At 35.2% G+C, this 17,972-nt stretch carries 9 protein-coding genes; all 9 read right to left on the bottom strand.

The genetic code is table 11. The features are described 5' to 3' along the window. Nucleotides 1-14: 14 nt before the first annotated feature. On the bottom strand, nucleotides 15-3,053 hold the full coding sequence (locus A0O34_RS16050) for a SusC/RagA family TonB-linked outer membrane protein (protein WP_066756741.1): 3,039 nt from the start codon (nucleotides 3,051-3,053) through the stop codon (nucleotides 15-17). A gap of 368 nt (nucleotides 3,054-3,421) precedes the next feature. After that, entirely contained in the window at nucleotides 3,422-4,510 is a 1,089-nt protein-coding gene (gene rhaT, locus A0O34_RS16045; RefSeq protein WP_066756738.1) for an L-rhamnose/proton symporter RhaT, read from the bottom strand. 521 nt (nucleotides 4,511-5,031) lie between these two features. After that, complete coding sequence (locus tag A0O34_RS16040; protein WP_066756735.1) at nucleotides 5,032-6,192, bottom strand: glycoside hydrolase family 88/105 protein; 1,161 nt, start codon at nucleotides 6,190-6,192, stop codon at nucleotides 5,032-5,034. A gap of 146 nt (nucleotides 6,193-6,338) precedes the next feature. Then, the gene (locus A0O34_RS16035) at nucleotides 6,339-8,213 is read right to left on the bottom strand and encodes a rhamnogalacturonan lyase (protein ID WP_066756732.1); all 1,875 of its coding nucleotides are present in this window, start codon (nucleotides 8,211-8,213) and stop codon (nucleotides 6,339-6,341) included. A gap of 258 nt (nucleotides 8,214-8,471) precedes the next feature. Further along, on the bottom strand, nucleotides 8,472-9,278 hold the full coding sequence (locus A0O34_RS16030; RefSeq protein WP_066756730.1) for a hypothetical protein: 807 nt from the start codon (nucleotides 9,276-9,278) through the stop codon (nucleotides 8,472-8,474). 12 nt (nucleotides 9,279-9,290) lie between these two features. Next, nucleotides 9,291-12,068: a glycosyl hydrolase gene (locus A0O34_RS16025; protein ID WP_066756728.1), complete on the bottom strand. Its 2,778-nt coding sequence runs from the start codon at nucleotides 12,066-12,068 to the stop codon at nucleotides 9,291-9,293. 157 nt (nucleotides 12,069-12,225) lie between these two features. After that, nucleotides 12,226-13,545: a rhamnogalacturonan acetylesterase gene (locus tag A0O34_RS16020; protein ID WP_066756726.1), complete on the bottom strand. Its 1,320-nt coding sequence runs from the start codon at nucleotides 13,543-13,545 to the stop codon at nucleotides 12,226-12,228. 3 nt (nucleotides 13,546-13,548) lie between these two features. After that, nucleotides 13,549-16,404, bottom strand: coding sequence for a glycoside hydrolase family 2 protein (locus tag A0O34_RS16015; RefSeq protein ID WP_066756724.1), 2,856 nt, complete (start codon nucleotides 16,402-16,404; stop codon nucleotides 13,549-13,551). After that, nucleotides 16,404-17,783 carry a rhamnogalacturonidase gene (locus tag A0O34_RS16010; RefSeq protein WP_082891178.1) on the bottom strand — a complete coding sequence of 460 codons (1,380 nt, stop codon included), beginning with the start codon at nucleotides 17,781-17,783 and terminating at the stop codon, nucleotides 16,404-16,406. Before A0O34_RS16010 ends, A0O34_RS16015 begins: the two co-directional genes overlap by 1 nt. Nucleotides 17,784-17,972: the final 189 nt, after the last annotated feature.

The raw sequence follows: 17,972 nt of genomic DNA, 5'->3' as shown, positions 1-17,972 counted from the left end.
TAAATATTTAAATATTAAAAAGTTAAATTAATACCAAGAACATAACTTCTTGAACGTGGAAAGGATGAAGTATCATATCCTGGTGTTACTGAAACTCCGCCTGCGGCTGAAACTTCAGGATCAAAACCAGAGTATCCTGTTATTGTAGCTAAATTATTAACTGTAACATAGATACGTGCATTAGTTACTGAAATATGCTGCAAAAATTCTTTATTAAAACTATAACCAAGAGTTACCTGAGCAATTCTCAGATACGACCCGTCTTCCACATAATATGATGATGGATAGGTTATATTAGCCGTATTTGTATTACTTAAACTCCAAAGACTTGAATCTTCATTAGGATTAAGTTCTTTTAATCTTACCAAATTGGTTGTTGCCTGACCAGTGTTAGGATCAATAAGATGGTAATAATTATTACCAAATTCTGAAGGTGTATTTTGAAATAATGCATAAGGACTCAAACTTTGTTTGGTAGCGTTGTAAATATCACCTCCTACACTGAATTTCATAAATACTGCTAAATCAAAGCCTTTGTAAGAAAAATTATTACTGATACCTCCTATAAAGTCGGGTGTACCATTTCCTATTTTCACTAATTTCCTTGTAAACTGATCTCCTGCTTCATTATCTGCCGCAAATTTCATATCTCCGGGTTTAGGAGTTCCGGTAGAAGGTTTTACAACACCAGGTTTTAAAGTAAGTGTTCCGTTTGAAGCTTGTGTAAAATCGTCGGTAGTATAAATCCCCTGATAAACATAACCGTACATATCTCCCAACTGTTCACCTACTGTTGCATAATATGTTACCACTCCGGCTCTGTTACTTCCTACATTAAATGGTCTTGAAGGTCTCCCATCCAAAGCAATAACTTTTGATTTATTAAAACCTATATTAGCATCTGTCGACCATCTGAAGGCTCCGGATTTTACATTAATAGAATTAAGGGTAAACTCCATACCTTGGTTTCTCATACTCGCAATATTGTCAAATTTTGTGCTATATCCTGAAGAAACCGGCAGTACAATTGGCAGCAACATTTTATTTACATCATTTTTATAAAATTCTGAAGTTAATTTTATTCTGTTATTGAAAAATCCTAGATCTATCCCAATATTGGTTGCTTTCATCTCTTCCCACTGCAATCCTCGGTTACCAACAGTATTACTTGTTGTATAAGCAGGGTTACCTGGTGTATTATTGATTGGATAATCTGTCATTACCAGATTGGTTGTGTATAAACTATTTCCAATATCATTATTACCTGTAATTCCGTATTCAAATCTGAATTTCAAATCATTGATAATTTTATTAATTTTTCCGTTTTTCCAGAAACTCTCCTGAGAAGTACGCCATGCAGCAGCTACTGATGGAAAATTTCCCCATTTTTTATTCGGTCCAAATTTTGAAGATCCATCTCTACGGAAGGTAGCAGTCAATAAATAACGATCATCATAACTATAGTTTACACGTCCAAAATATGAACTCATACTATTAGGCACACTGCTTACATCTTTATCGGATACTGTTGCATTGCCAATGTCATACAAACCAAAATTATAGTAAGGGAATTTAATTAGCTTCATACTGTTCCCTTCATTTTCCTGATAGATAGCCTCTTGCCCAATCAAAGCACTCACTCTATGTTTTTCTGCGAATGTTCTGTTGTATGTTAAGGTATTGGTAATCTGATAACGATATGATTCTGCATTGGCGATGCTTCCATTGATTCCGGTATTAACAGGATCTGTAAGATAGGCTTTAGAATTTTCATCCGAAAACGAAGTTGATTTACTGTTATTCCAATTATAGGAGCCCGCCGTTCTGAATGTAAAATTTTTCAAAAAATCAAATTCAACACCTATATTGGCTAAAAATGATCTTGCTCGTTTGTTTGATGTAGATGCCTGAGTTTCTATAAATGGATTTTCTGTATCATATCCAGAATCTAATCCTGAAAAATCACCGAAAGTCTGTGTATTAAACAACTGATCCTGAGTAAATTTAGTTCCTCCCGTAATAGGTTGAAGAAGAATTTTTTTCATTCCTGAGTACGCTCCTCCTCCGTTTGTAGAATTGGAATTAAACATAGAGCTGAAATCTAATCTAATACCTTTATACAGTTCAGAATTAATATTGGCACGCAATGAATTTCTGGTTTCGCTATAATTTTGCAGCAAACCATCCTGCTTATTATAGTTATAACTGATGAATGCCTGTGTTTTCTCATTCCCTACAGAGACGTTGATATTCTGATTTTGAGTAGTTCCTGTTCCACCCAACATTTTATCCTGCCAATCTAATGCAGCGGCTGATCCGTAGCGATCACTGATTCTGTTAAATGCTCCTGTATAAAATCCTGGTGCATCTGTTCCTAAACTATTATCAAAAACATTGCTCCATTGAGTTGCCTTTCCTCCTAGTTGCGCCAGCTCATATTGATATTTCACATACTGCTCTGCATTAGAAACCATATCTAATTTCTTTGAAAGCATATCAAATGCCATGAAAGAATTATAATTTACGGTAGTTCTGCCCTTTTTTCCGGTTTTTGTTTTAATAACAATAATACCATTAGAACCACGGGCACCATAGATTGCTGTTGCTGAAGCTCCTTTTAATACATCAATACTTTCAATATCATTAGGATTAATCACGTTTAGTGCACCATCTAACTGGAAACCATCTACAATGTAAAGCGGTTCGGTCCCCTGAGTAATTGAAGCACCTCCACGAATCGTAACATTTGCACCTGCTCCCGGAGCACCGCCTGCTGTAACGATATTCAGACCTGCAGCTCTTCCCTGTAATGCCTGTAAAGCATTCATTGCCGGTGTGGCAGCCAAATCTTTTGCAGAAACTGAAGCTACAGCTCCCGTTAAGTCAGATTTTTTCACTTTTCCATAGCCGATAACAACAACCTCTTCGATCTCTTTCGTTCCTACTTTTGCAGTATCCTTAATTGTTGTTTGCCCAAAGACAAAACCAGACGCAAGCAGAAATAAAGGTGCAATTAATGGCTTTAAATTCTTATTTGTAATTTTTAAAGACATATATTAAGTTTTAGTAACATTAAATTATTATTTAGCCAATGTACATTGTTACAAAAATTTCGGCATCCTGCCATATCCTGCATCTTAAAATTCATAATTTATCTTAATTAGGTATAAATATTTAATGTAAAATTTAAAAATAATAACAATTTGGTGAAATAACTTTAAATAAATTTTTAAACCTGCAACTCACTTTAAAACAACAACATAATCACTTAATAATTAATTCTGTTTCAAAAAAAATTATAGTAATCTATTAGCATAAAAAAAGGCAACTGAAAAATATCAGTGCCTTATAAAAAACTAAACTATATATTACCTGTATGATGATAATTTAAAAAGGTTGTAAAGGTTCCCGAAAAATGATTCTAACGTAAGGAATTCCCATATCCTACAATCAAAATAGAAATAAACATCACTGTCATTCCTACAGCGATAGTAGAAGTCGTTTTCTTGGAAACACCTTTCCATTCTTTAATGATAACACCCCATAAATTGGCGATTAAAATGATAAATGCCATGTGTAAAATCCAAGAACTCGCGCCATTTCCCATCTTGCTTTCTCCCATACCATAGAAGAAAAACTGTAAAAACCACATTGTTCCGGCTAATGCACAAAAAATCAAGTTTCGTAAAACAGGTACATCTTTTTTTACGTAATCTGTATACGATTTATTTTTAATGGCCAAATATAAACAGCCGATCAGATTGACCGCCATTCCGCCCCAAAGAACAACGACATAAGTTACATTATTTTGAAAAAGGAATTCTCCCTGTCCCGGATTTGCATTTTGCCATAATTCATTGGCTACAGTTGCCATTGGTTTTCCAGCTTCCAACCCAAAGTTAAAACAAGCACTTAAAACTCCTGATATGATTGCAACTATTAATCCCAATCCGAATTTATATTCTGTTTTTACTTGCGTCCCATGCGGATCTAATGAATCTGTTTTTAGCTCTTTTTCTTTCATCATCCCAGCTTTTCCGCTGATGACAATTCCGATAACGCAGACAAAAAGTCCCAGTAAAACCATCTGTCCCCACCTATTGGAAACCAACAAACCAATACTGTCTTTTCCCGTTTGCGGAGAAAATTCATAATATATTGATGGAACCAGCGAACCGAATACCATGCAAAGTCCTAAAATAATGCTGCTTCCAAGTGCAACTCCCAAATATCGAACACCTAAACCATAAGTAAAACCACCAATTCCCCACAAGGCACCGAATAAAAACGTCAGTCCTAAGATTGAAGAACTCTCGTTCTGTATGATTTCCCAAAAATTAGGAATGGTAAGAAATGCTGCCAATGGCGGAACAATGATCCAGGAGACGAATCCTCCTATCAACCAATATGTTTCCCAGTTCCATCCTTTTACTTTTTTGTATGGCAAGTAAAAACTTCCCGAAGAAAAGCCTCCTAAGAAATGGAAAAAAATTCCTAATAATGCATTCATAATTTATCTTATGGTTAGAATTTGAAAATTAAATATATGAAATCGATTGCGCATCTTGTAGTGTCATGCAATTCATAGTATTGTTCTCTTTTCGATAATAAAATTAAGATTTTTTCTGAATTCTATTAATATTAATTAAATATTGAAGTTTTTAGATTGTATTTAATTTTTTAACGCAAAGATTTTCAACTAAATCATTTTGATTTTAGGAAGCAAAGAAGACGAATAAATTCGCTTTGAAGCGAGTGCTTTATCAAATCTGTTTACAGATTCTTTCACTTTGCCCACTAAAATTTGTACTTAGGAAAAATAGATCTTTGCGTTAAAAAATAAGACTTTAACCAAAAACTGATTAGATATTTTGGTTAAAGCCTTATTGAGACCTTATTTACAGTCGGAGTATATTGATTTTCCCACAGATTACACAGATTTGCACAGATGTTTATGTTATACCTTATTTAATTGTCAAATTATACGCAATCATCTGTGCAAATTTGTGTAATCTGTGGGAAATAAAAACATTATTTCAGTTTATAAACCTCACTTGCAGCAAGCAACAAACAGCCTAATCCATAATCTTCAAAATCAGGTTCTTTGCTTACAGAAAGTGGTTGACCATCTTTTGGTTCCTTTCCAGTTCCCTGTACCCATCCTAAAAATCCATTAGGCTGAACAGAATCTTTTGCAATGGCATTCCAGGCTTTGATAGCAACAGGCAAATACGTTTTTTTATCAATCAAACCGTTATTGATTCCATAAGCCATTCCATATACGAAAAGAGCGGTTCCTGTCATTTCTTTTCCTCCGAAATTGGTTGGATCATGCAAACTTGCGTTCCAAAAACCATCTTCTCTCTGAATCGGAAGCAATGCTGATAACAAATCTTTGTAATCCTGTAAATATTCCTGATAATGAGGATCGGATTTCGGGGTATCTTCCAATGTACGAGCCAAAGCAGCAACTACCCAACCGTTTCCACGACTCCAATAACAATCTTCACCGTTTGGTTCTTTATAAGGCGGAACAAAACTTTTGTCTCTCCACCAAAGTTTGTCTTTAGGATTGTAAAGACCATTTCCTCCGTGTTTGTATTTCGTGAAGGCATACATTTCGTAATTTTTATCGAAATATTTTTTCTCGCCTGTCATTCTACCCAATTTCGTGAAAATTGGCATTCCCATTTGAAGCGCATCGATCCACCACCAGTCATCTACTTTATTGGTAGCCATCATGCTGTCTATGGAAGCTTTTACCAATTTAATTCTCTCTGGATTTTTTTTACCATCGATTTCATAAAGATCCAAATACGTTTGCCCACAAGCCTGATTATCAGCGTTACGAGTATAAGTGTCGCGCATCATGTTCCAATTATGCTTTTCTGACCATGACATTGCGTAGTCATAATATTCTTTTTTAGGATCTACCTTATATAATGCGATTAATCCTTCATAATAAACTGCACGGGTCCACAGGTTGCTTGGCCAAACTTTTTTTCCTACAATTTCTTTTCCGGTATCCGGCCATTTGTTCATGAAATATTGGTTGGCTCTTTCTGCAGTTTCCAGAACTTCTTTTTTATTGGGAAGATCAACATTATTGGCTGCTTGCTTTTGAACTGAACATGAGGATAAAGCACCAAAAATCAGTGCAAAAACAGCAGTTCTCATGAGTATCTTTTTCATAATTATTATCTTTTTATTTAGTTTAATTTAAATCTTATTTTAGACTTTGGCTAAAGCCAAATGGTTATTTTAAATTTCTGAAACGGGCTTCCTTCGACAAGCTCAGGATTAAAAAGCCCATTCCTATTAATTTAATATAAGGGAACTTAATGCTTTACAGTAATAATATTCGGTTTTGGAATTTTTTTAACCGATTCATCCAAATAATAATCCGTGTGCGGAGGCTGATTGTAACCTACATTTTGCCAAACGATGCTCAATCGATACTGTGGATTGTGCATCAAAGTGTACAAACGGTGCTTCGTAGGAATTGTCGAACTGAAAATCCGAAGTTCCTGATTATCTGAGGTTCTATAAATTACCTCTTCCCTCCAGTCTCCAAATAAATCTGCAACTAAAGAAGGATTTTTCTTGGTTCCGTTGTTTGATTCACACTGAAAATCTTTAGCATCAAATATCAAGTTTGATTTCTCATTTTTCCAGTCCCATTTTGATATGGAAGTTCCGTCTAAAATTTCACTTAAAAAATCTCCATCCCAATAAATTCCCATATTAACTGACGGATTTTTTTCACTGATTTTATTTCCTTTAGCATCGTAAAGACCTTTAACTCCGGCTCCGGCAGCCCAACATTCTGAACCGGCATAACGAGGGTCAATATTTAAAGACAAACCTCTTCCCGGACCTTGGAATTTGCCTTGCTTACTGTAAATTAAAGAAGGTAATTTCCATAAAACCTTTCCTGTTTTTCCATCTCTGAAATGTGCGCCTGCATCGTCAAATATTTCCTGAATGTCAAAAATTTCCAATCCTGGATTTGAAGGATCTAAGTCACCAACGTGCAAAGCATCGCCATGACCATAGCCTGTGCTGTTTAAGACTTTTCCGTTGTCGTCGACGGTCATTGCACCATAGACAATTTCATCTTTTCCGTCGTTATCAACATCTGCAATGCTTAGATTGTGGTTTCCTTGTCCACGAAATTTTTTATTTTCTTCTGAGCTTTCAGTATCAAATAACCATCTCAGACTAAGCTTTTTATCTTTATAATCCCAAGCTGCAATTGCAGTTCTTGTGTAATATCCTCTTGACATCACAAAACTCGGATGCTTACCGTCTAAATAAGCTACTGCTCCCAAAAACCTGTCTATCCGATTTCCTTTTGCATCGCCCCAGGTTTCGGTCATTTGTTCATCTGTTGGATTTAAACTCCCTGCAAATCTTGGAACCTGATAATTGACTGTATTAATTTCCTCTCCCGTTTCGCCATTAAAAACTGTCAGATATTCGGGACCTGAAAGGATAAATCCGTTTTCATTGACGTAATTTTTTGTGGCATCTCCGATAACTTTTCCTTTGCTGTCTTTTGATCCATCTGCGGTTTTCATTACGATTTCTGCTTTACCATCTTGGTCTAGATCGTACACCAGAAATTGTGTATAATGAGCGCCCTCTCTTATATTTTTTCCTAAATTGATTTCCCATAAGAAAGTTCCATTCATTTTATAAGCCTGAATAATTGGCTCATCCGTGATACCTTTCTGACTGTTATCACGGGATTCTCCGGTTTGATGGAGGATGATTTCATATTCACCATCTCCGTCCAGATCTGCAACTGAAATATCATTTGGGGTATATCCGGCCGGAGTTTTTAATGGAATTGAAAAATATGGCTTTTGAGAAGCTACATATTTCGCAGAATCATCATCTACCGTTTTATCCTGAGTGTTGGATTTCACGAAATAGGTATAATTCTTTGCTTTATCTGCCGTTTTGTCTAAAAAATTAGTCTCATTGAGCAATGGCTTTTCATTCAATTTTTTGGTTGAATTATTTTCAGTTCGATAGAGATCAAAATGAGTATTTTGAGCTTCTGTTCCCAATAGACGCCAGCTTACAAAAACGCCTGATTCTGCAGGTATGGCTACGATTCCTCTTTCCAGATATTCCATTTGTCTTTGCGCAAAAATTGTTTGCGAAAGAAAAATAGCAGATGTAATAAAGATATACTTGATTTTCATAATTCTACATTATTTTTAGTAAAATTTTTATGTTTTGGCTTCCTTCGACAAGCTCAGGATAAAAAAGCCATTTTATGTTGATTTATCCTTGTCAAGGTTTAAAACCTTGACAAGGATTGTTGCATTGAATCTCTCGCAGCCCGACTTGAACGGAAATCCTTTTTGTGAAACGCAGTGTAACAAAAAGATTGGGAGTGGAAGGCGGATTAAGCTGCCCAAAATATTTATCAGATAATTCAATCGATTGCACAGATTTAATTATTTTTTAGAAACTTGTTCCAGTAACCATTTTACCCATTCTTCAGTTCCTTGATAATTGGTAAAATCGGCTGGTAATTTTTTGCCATCGATATATTCATTATAACACCATGGATCACCCAATGCGAAAACCGTCCCTTTTCCTAATTTTGCAACAGCTCCAATATTTTTATTCTCTGCTGTCAAAATAGCTTTGGCAGGCGATTTTACATCGATCGAACTCACTTCTTTCATGTATAATTTTTGTTCAGAGAACACTTCGTTTCCTGCAGGAACCATTACTTTTCCTTGCTCAAATTCTCTTTTTTGAACGCGGTTGTAACTGTCATCATTGAAATGAATTCCGAATTCTCCGGCCAATTTGTTAAAATGTTCAAACTCAGAATTGCCGTGATCATTGCTCAGCAAAACTAAAACACCACCATCTTTAACCCATTTCACCAAATTTTTGATGCTTGCCGGATCAATTAAATTTGCTTTTCCTCCATAAGCTTCTTTGTCAATATCTGCATCGACAATAATGTAAACATTAGCCGTTTTCAGATCTTTTTTTGAAGGAGCCGTTTTCAGAGTACTGATTTCCGCACCTTGCTTTGTGAAAATTTCTCCTAACAAAGAAAATCCACCGTTTGTTTTATCTTCCCATGTATAATGCATGGATTTTAATTCTCCGGTTTCCTTATCTTGTTGTTTTTCGTTATTAAAAAAGTTATCCAACACGACTTTTGGTTTGTTTTGAGAATAGTAAAAACCAGCCACCAAAAAACAGGTTCCTAATGCAATTTTTTTTAAAATAGTCTGCTTCATTATGTTTAAAATTTATTTCGAGTAAGTTAGTGGAATTATTTGAATCTGCCCATCCAATCCGGAAGGCTGAACTTTCCAGTTGGATGCATCAAATGGTTTGTAATCGATGTTTACAAAATTGATTTCATTGTAATTTCGCCACGTGATTTTTTTCTGATCCATATAACGAATTCTATTCGCCATTAAATTACAAACTTCTATTTGAATGGTATTTTTACCTTTTTTCAGGTATTTTCCAATGTTGATTTCAAAAGGAATGCTCCAGACAATTCCCGCATCCTGACCGTTGACAATCACTTTTGCGCTTTCGTACAATTTATCAAATTTTAAAAGATACTCGTCTGCATTTTTTTTCTTTACATTTAAATTTATGGTGTAAATTCCCGTTCCTGAAAAACTTTGTGTTGCAGGATCGTCAGAAAAATTCGTCCAAGGTTCCAGCTTTTTTAAATTTCTGGATTTTGGAAGTTCGGGACCGCCTTCTTTGAAACTCAATTGCCAAGTCTGATCTAAAACTATCGGAGCGTCTGTCTTCTCCGCATATTTCCATTTTGAGATGGATGAATCAACAGTTTCAGAATTTTTCAGAATTAAAGATTCTCCGGATTTCAACTGAATTCGAACAGAATTATTTTGCATTTCGGCAACACCAAAATCTCCGTTTTCAGGATTCATTATCGTCGTTTGCTTTCCTGTATAATTAATAGGAACAAATTGATTAATTTCCTTTGAAGTATGATTGACAATGTAATAATATTTTCCGCCGTCAAACTGTCTTCTCACAAATTTCAATCCTGTGTCCGTTAATTTTTCTCTTTGAATTTTCAAATATTCTAATCCTTTTTCAACATCTGAACTTAAAACAATCTTTCCTTTTCCAAAGCTTGCAATTTTCACATTTTCAGCTTGATTCTGAAACGGAATTTGATTCCACAAAGATTTTAATTGATTTCTTCTTTTCTCCACTTCAAAGTTTCCGGGAATATCTTTTGGTTCGTTTTGAAAAATAACCGAAGCGCCATTTTGGGCTAATTTCAGAATATCATTCAAAGTAGTTTCCGGTAAATACGTCAATTCCGGAATGATTAAAACCTGATAAGAAGATCCTTCTTTTGCAGTCTGAATTTTCTGATTTTCTGATTTTGATTCGTTAATCATTTTATCCGAAATCATATCCAAAGAATACCCCATTTTGCTTAGTTTATTCAAATTCTCATACATCGGAGTTGGTTGCAACCACTTTTCAACATTATGAACTTTAAAGGCAATATCTTTTCCTTTTGGAGTTGCCCACTGGTCGTAAATTGGCCAATACATCAACAATTCATTATCGGATTTTCCACTTTGTAAAACACTTTGAGTACGCTCAATGTAAGAATTTAATCCTGTTAAATGTGGCCACAAACTGTTTTCCGGAACAAAATTAACCGAAGCATAAAACAGCCATCCCGGAAAAGGAACATCGGCAGGTGTATACGTTGTACCGTGATAAAAAACGTGATTGATTCCTGATAAGAAAACCTGTTCAACTTCTGGTTTTGCCTGTGACCAAGAAGTTTTGAAATGCTCAGTCAGCCAAGTAAAAGTCTCGTTTGAAGTTAGTTTTTTGCCCGTCACATTGGCTACTGATGAAGCAAATTTCAACATATTGAAATCAGGCATATCCGATTTTTGAATATCTGCGGTGTCCCTTTTCAACCCCGGAATTTCAAAAATAGAGCTTCCGAAAGTTTCAGATTCAGGAATATCGACTGCGGCGTACAAATCCAGCAAATTTCCGGGTGAACCGTGCGCCTGATTCGTATTTTTTGAGTTTTTGGAATGTGCCCAGTTCGTGAAATTATCGGCAAAATTGTTTAAAATCAATTCGCTCAACGTCTGTCTGTAATCAGATTTAACTCTTGTCGTTACCTCGTTTTCATCATTATTAATCAAATATTTGATGTACGGACTTAGATCATATCCTCTCCTTTTTTTAAATTCATTTTTAAAATCAGGCGTCCAGTCGGCATTGTAAACTTCGTAACTGTCATTAAAAAAAGAACGCACGCCGTAATTGGAGTTTCCAAAAGCTTTATCGAAAGTTTTAAGATAATTTACCGTTGCAACAGGCGAAAAATGATCCAATGTATATCCTTCACCACCCGGAGCTGCACGTTTTACTTTTTGTAAAGTTTTACCTGTAAAAACGGCATAGATCGTCCATTTTCCGGAATATGGTTTCCAATTGAGAGAACCGTCGTTTGTGATTTTATCGTTTAAGACAACCGCTTCATTTTTTTCATTGTAAGCGGTAACAATATCGAGTTTTATCGTTTTTAAATTTTTAAGCTTTTCACCATTTAAAACAATTTTTTCTGAAAATTTTTCGCCTGATGAAATTGTATAAGTCTGAACAATCATTTTCGTGGCAGCATCCTCTTCACTTACCTGCGGTCCTCCGATTGGCCAACCTGTTCCGACCGCCATATCAACGCCCATATTCAGGCTTTTTGCTTTGTTCGTGGTGAACTGTAGCATTTTCATCCATTCTGAAGAGAGATAATTAATATATTGATTTTCAAAACCTTTTGCTCCGTAAATCGGAACGATTTCAACACCTCCAAAACCTGCTTTATTAAGTGTTGTCAGCTGTTTATCCAATCCTTTTTCATCCACAGCATTTCCCATCCACCACCAACGTGTCCATGGTTTTGCGGTTTCGGTAGTTTTTGGCCACGGATTTTGTGCAGAAAGATTTCCGAAAGCAAAACAGATTAAACTTAAACTGATTATATTTTTAATTTTCATTTTTGATTGATATTTTCAAATCGGGATTTATCAGATGTTGTTCATTTTTTAACCCGTTTCGTATGATGTTATTCATATTTTTCACCGGGTTTCACCCGATGCTATTCATATTGAACCACTTCGTGGTTCTTTAAACTTTATGTTTAAACACCAATTTTCAATTTCCATCAGGTTTTAAAGATTCCATAAAGATGCTTTCAGGCCAATGAAATTTTTCAACTGCATCAGGTTTATTTGGATCAAAACCTTTGTAATTGTTGGAAACAAATTTACTCAAAGGCAATTTTTGGTCTACAATACTTTTTACCACACATTTTGCCAATTCATAAGCGCCATACGTATTAAAATGAGTATCATCCGCCAAAGCATTCGGCTGATTTGGATAAGAATTTGCAGGATAATAGACAAATGCTTTTTTAGAATTCTCCGGTCCCATCGCTTCAAACAGCGTTTTACTCATGGCATTTAAATCGATTAAAAATACATTTTCTTCTTTTGAAATTTCACGCATTGCGGAAGGAAAATCATCCAAAGTATTGACAATTTTATTATTTTCATCAAAATCATGACGGTTCATTGAAGTCACCAAAACCGGAATTGCTCCCAATTGTTTTGCTTTATTAATCCATTCTTTTAATCTTTTTCTATAGCCGGATTTCGTGCTGTTCCCATACTTTTGGTCGTTATGTCCAAACTGGATGAACAGATAATCTCCGGGTTTTATCCTGTTCCAGATTTTATCAATTCGGTGGCGGTCTTCAAAGGCTTTCAATGTTTCCCCGCTTTCGGCATAATTGGCAATTACGACTTCTTTCGGAACAAAAAAATACGGCAACATCTGTCCCCAAGAAGCCCAAGGCTCGTACTGCGCATCTACAACCGTAGAATCTCCCGTAATATAAATCGTTTTTGCTGTTTTGTTGGGTTGAATGATTAATGCACAAACTTTTGGAGCTTTATTATTAAATTCAATGGTCAACAGATTATCCCAATGCAGATATTTTGTTTCTCTCGGTTTTAATTTTACAATCCCAATCTGAGTTCCGTTTTGATTACGAATGATGCTGTCTTTAACATGAACGGTAATTGATTTTTCAATGATTTCCTTTTCTTTTGTTTTCAAATCATCCAGCATCAGACGACGGTTTTCTACACGAACTGTTGTTTCGGAAGTGCCTTTGCTATCGCCTAACGTTAATTTTATGTCATAATTTCCTTCAGGAATTGCCACTGAAAAATAGAAAGGTTTGTCGCTGGTGATATAGTCTCCCGTCAATGCATTCCCTCCATTGTCAACGGATTTTAAGTTGGAAATATCCATAAATCCATAGCCAATTTTCTTGTCAAATTTTGAGGTTGAAGTGATTGGAATAAATCCGCTTTCTGCTCTTTCACCACCAAAATCAAATTTGAAAATCGTCTGTTGCGCGAACAAAAACGAGCTTAAAAAAACCATTAAAAATCCTATCTTTTTCATAATTTAATCCGTTAAAATGTTTTCTTTCGGCATTGTAAACTGTTTTTTTTCATCATCCAAATCCGGCAAACCGAAATAAAAATAAAGCGTTCTTTTAAAAGTTCCGTTGAGATGGTTCAATTCACTTTCTGGTCCTAAAGATTCAGTTTTATCATTAATGTTAAAAGCCAAAACAGTTCCCAAAGGCGGTATCGTATCCAAAAATGAAATATTTCCGCTTGGTAATTTCGGAAAACCTTCTGCTCCGTAAATTCCATAAAAATCAAAGAGCCTTACAAACATCTTTTCTTCTTTTGTTCCGATCGTAATTTTTCCTTCTGCGGTATCTAGCTGCAACCAGGAAACATTGTCATAATATCCTTTAAATTCAGGATAAATCCAAGGTGAAGAACCTGTTCTTGTTGAGTTTTTCAAATTGTGCCAAACATTATACGTCTGTCCCTGAGTGCGGTTTTTCCAGACGTGATAAGGGCCTTTGCCCAACCATTTTGCGCTGATGACATAATTTTCGGGATAATCAAAACTTACGCCTGCAAACGGATAATCTCCTGAAAGTGCATATTCGTAATTTAACTCTAAAATTCCGTCAGGATTCAGCTTCCAAATTATTTTATTTCCGTTTTTATAAGATACTTCAATGATTTGATTTTTCCCTTCCGCAAAAGATTTTATGGATGATAATTCTGTTTTTCCATTCACGAAAACCGGTCCGTTTCGGAAGGTCATTTTCTTGCCTTTTTTATCTAAAATAACTGACTTTAATAATCCGTTTTTTTTACCGATTGAAAATTCTTTTTCTTCTGATTTTAAAATAAATAATGAATCATTTTCCGCAACAGAAACCGGAAATTCTTTCGTTAAAGTTTTCTGAAACTGTTTTGAAATTTCATTATTAGAAGAAATTTTCCAAGTCCATGTGTAAATCTCTTTTCCGAAAGGGTCGGTGGCGGTTAATAATAAAGCCTGACTTTCTTTCCAGTTTTGAGGAAGATTTAAATTGATATTTCCTTTTTCTGTTGGTTTAATATTCGGAGATTCTGCTTTTCCTTTTTGCAGAACATCAAATCCTGATTCTGAGGAATATGGAGTTTTAAATTTGATCAATTTCCATTCAAACTGACATTCATTTAAATTCGTAAAATGATATCGATTTTCCACAGGAATATTTCCGTTAAAATCGTTTGAAATCGTTTTAATATCAATTTTTACCGGACTGTAAATTTCGCGGATCGCATAAAAACTTCCTTCTTTTTCACGATGCGGACCCACAACTCCATCCGGAGCATTGATCGCATTTACATCAATCTGATTATTGAAATCGGTTCTCACTAAGCCTTCATCTGCAAACGCCCAAATAAAACCTCCGGCGCCTTTTTTTGAGTTCCAGTGAAGCTCCCAATAATCGGCCAGAGAAGTTCCGCCACCGCCATCATCCTGAGCGTGCAAAAATTCGGTCGGCATATAAATATTTTCTCCTTCGAGAATCGTTTTTGTACTGTAATAGTCTTCGTAATGGTTGCAATCAATCCCGTTAAAAGCATTTCCCGGTTTATGATGTGCGTGAATGACCGGGCGATTTGACACATCATATTTTGCAAATTCTGTATCCAAATCAAAATTATGTCCGCCTTCGTTTCCGTTGCTCCAAAAAATGATCGAGGGATGATTGGCATCTTTTGTAACCATTTCTCTCACAAGTTTTTTCCCAACTTCTGTGCTGTATTTTTTTTGCCAGCCCGCCAATTCATCCAAAACATACAATCCTAACGAATCACAAGCCTTTAGAAATGATTTATTGGGCGGATAATGCGAACAGCGAACGGCATTCATATTCATTTCTTTGATGAGCTGAACGTCCATTAAATCGATGTTTTTGCTGACGGCTCGACCTGTTTCCGGCCACCAAACGTGACGATTGATGCCTTTCATCTTGATTTTGGTTCCGTTGATGTAAATTCCGTCGCCTTTTCGGATTTCAATGGTTCGGAAACCGAATTTTTCTTCGGTATCGTAGATGTTTTTTTTATTTTTCTTTAAACTGAATTTTGCTTTGTATAAATTCGGAGTTTCTGCCGTCCAAAGTTTGGGATTTTTAACGGAAAACTGGATTTGTTTTAAAGTATCTCCTTTTTCAATTTTAATTTGAGATTCTCCAATCAGAATATTTTTAGCATCAAATAATTCTACTTTTAAATTATTGACTGCTTCAATTCCTTTTAAATGAATATTCGAACGAAAAGTTCCGTCTGCTTTTGCATCAATTGATGTCGATGATATATTTTCTTTTGGAGTTATTTCAAGATAAACAGGTCTGAAAATTCCTCCCAAAATCCAATAATCTGCCAAACGTTCCGCATTATTTACAGATTTGTCGGCGGACATTTTGGAAACTTTGACTTCAAGAATATTTTCTTTTCCGAAATTTAATTTATCGGAAATATCATATTTAAATTCATAAAAAGCGCCTTGATGAATTGCTCCGGCAAGCTTTCCATTAATTTTCACTTCGGTATCCGTCATTGAACCTTCAAAAACAATGTTGACCGATTTTCCTTTCCATGAATTTGGAACCAAAAACTTATGTTTATATAAACCTACTTCATCATTAAATTTAAAATTTTTCCCATAGGTCACATAGTCCCTTCCATAGTTATACGACCCAAATCCCTGCTGTTCCCATTGAGAAGGAACCTGAATTTTATCCCAATTTCCGGATTTCCGACCTCCATTTATCCAAAAATCCCACTCTTTTGTATGCTCAGAATCTGTCCCGCTCAGGAATTTAATTTCCTTACTTTGAGCATGCAGCAATTGGAAGCACAAACATAGCAGAAAGAATATTTTGGAAGAATAATTCATTATTTTTTGCCTTCGTCGGAATCGTCTTTTTTATCGTATGATTGACCTAAAGAAGTTACTTTGGTAACGTTTACATTCGTTTTCTTTACATTTTCAATAACATTTAAGTTCTGCTCTTCAGGTTTTAATGCTTTGATTTTCAGATTTTCTAAAGTAAAATCTTTCAACTCGTACAGGTCTGATTTTTCAATATCGAAAGCCATTTCACAACTGATGTCTATATTTTTTAAGACAATATTATTTGCTAACCTCCTTTTCGGCGCTTCTTCTCCTTTTAAATCAAAAAACTGGCTCCAGCCTTTTACAAATAAGAAAGTTTTTACGTTTCCTTTGATATTGTCAAGCGTGATGTATTCGTAATGTTGCGGCGTGTCCGGACGCATTTTCAAATGCAGTAATCTCGAAGCATCATTCACTGTCGAATTTCTGAAAATAATATTGTAATTGTGAATCGATTCGCTACCGCAAGTCAATGCAGAATGGCAGAATCCGAAAGTGTTGTTTTCAATGATAATGTTTCTGTTTTCACCATTATTTGGATCTTTATCCGCTTTTGGACCTTTTCCACCTTTTAATGCAATGGCGTCGTCGTTTACTGATAAATAACAATTTTTAACTAAGAAATTAGAACAAGCATCAATATCAATTGCATCTGTACTTGGTGCTTTTACAGGCTCTTTTGGAGCTAAAATTGTTAAATTTAATAACTTTATGAATTGACTTTTATAATAATGTGTACTCCAGAAAGGTGAATTTTTTACGGTAATATCTTCAATCTGAACGTTTTTAGAATTTGAAATGTAAATGATACGAGGTCGCATTTCATCCATATTGGTGCATTTAGGATTCCATTCGCGTCTTTTCCAAAATGATTTCCAGAAGCGTAAACCATTTCCGTTAAGCGTTCCTTTCCCTGAAATCGTAAAACCATCCAATCCGTCTGCATTTACCAATGCCGGAAAATATTTTACGGTTTGTCCTTCCATTCTTGTTGTTACGACCGGATAATCGTTGATGTCATCGCTTCCCTTTAAAACTGCTCCTTTTTCTAAATGCAAATGTGTTCCTTGTTTAAAAAAAATAGAGCTTATCAAAAATGTGCCTTTTGGAACAATAATAACTCCGCCTCCATTTTTAGCAGCATTATCAATGATCGCCTGAACTTGTTTTGTCTGAAGAATCGTGCTGTCATTTTTAACTCCAAAATCCGTAAGAATATATTTTTTTCCTAATTTGTTGATGTCCGTCGGTTTGTTATCTCTAAACCATTGCGGAATGGCTGTTCCATCAGGAAATTTATCCTGACTCTTCACCGCTGATGAAAAGAAAAAAAGTGTAAAAAGAGATAATAGGAATTTTGATATATTTTGAAATTTCATAATTATTTTCAGTAAATCCTGAATTATTTTAATTAAACTAATTAACAAAAATAAAAATATACATTTTAGGAACTTACAGCATCCTGCTCTTTCATGTGGAAAAATTTTCTTGTTTCTGGTCTCGTTTTGTTGGAAATCGCAAAGGCGCAAAGTTTTTATGTTTAATATTCTTTTTAAGGCGCGAGGATT

Source organism: Chryseobacterium glaciei (assembly GCF_001648155.1).
In the GTDB taxonomy this organism is placed as follows: domain Bacteria; phylum Bacteroidota; class Bacteroidia; order Flavobacteriales; family Weeksellaceae; genus Chryseobacterium; species Chryseobacterium glaciei.
The sequence above is the reverse complement of the archived record's forward strand: the minus strand, read 5'-3'. Positions and strand labels throughout refer to the sequence as shown.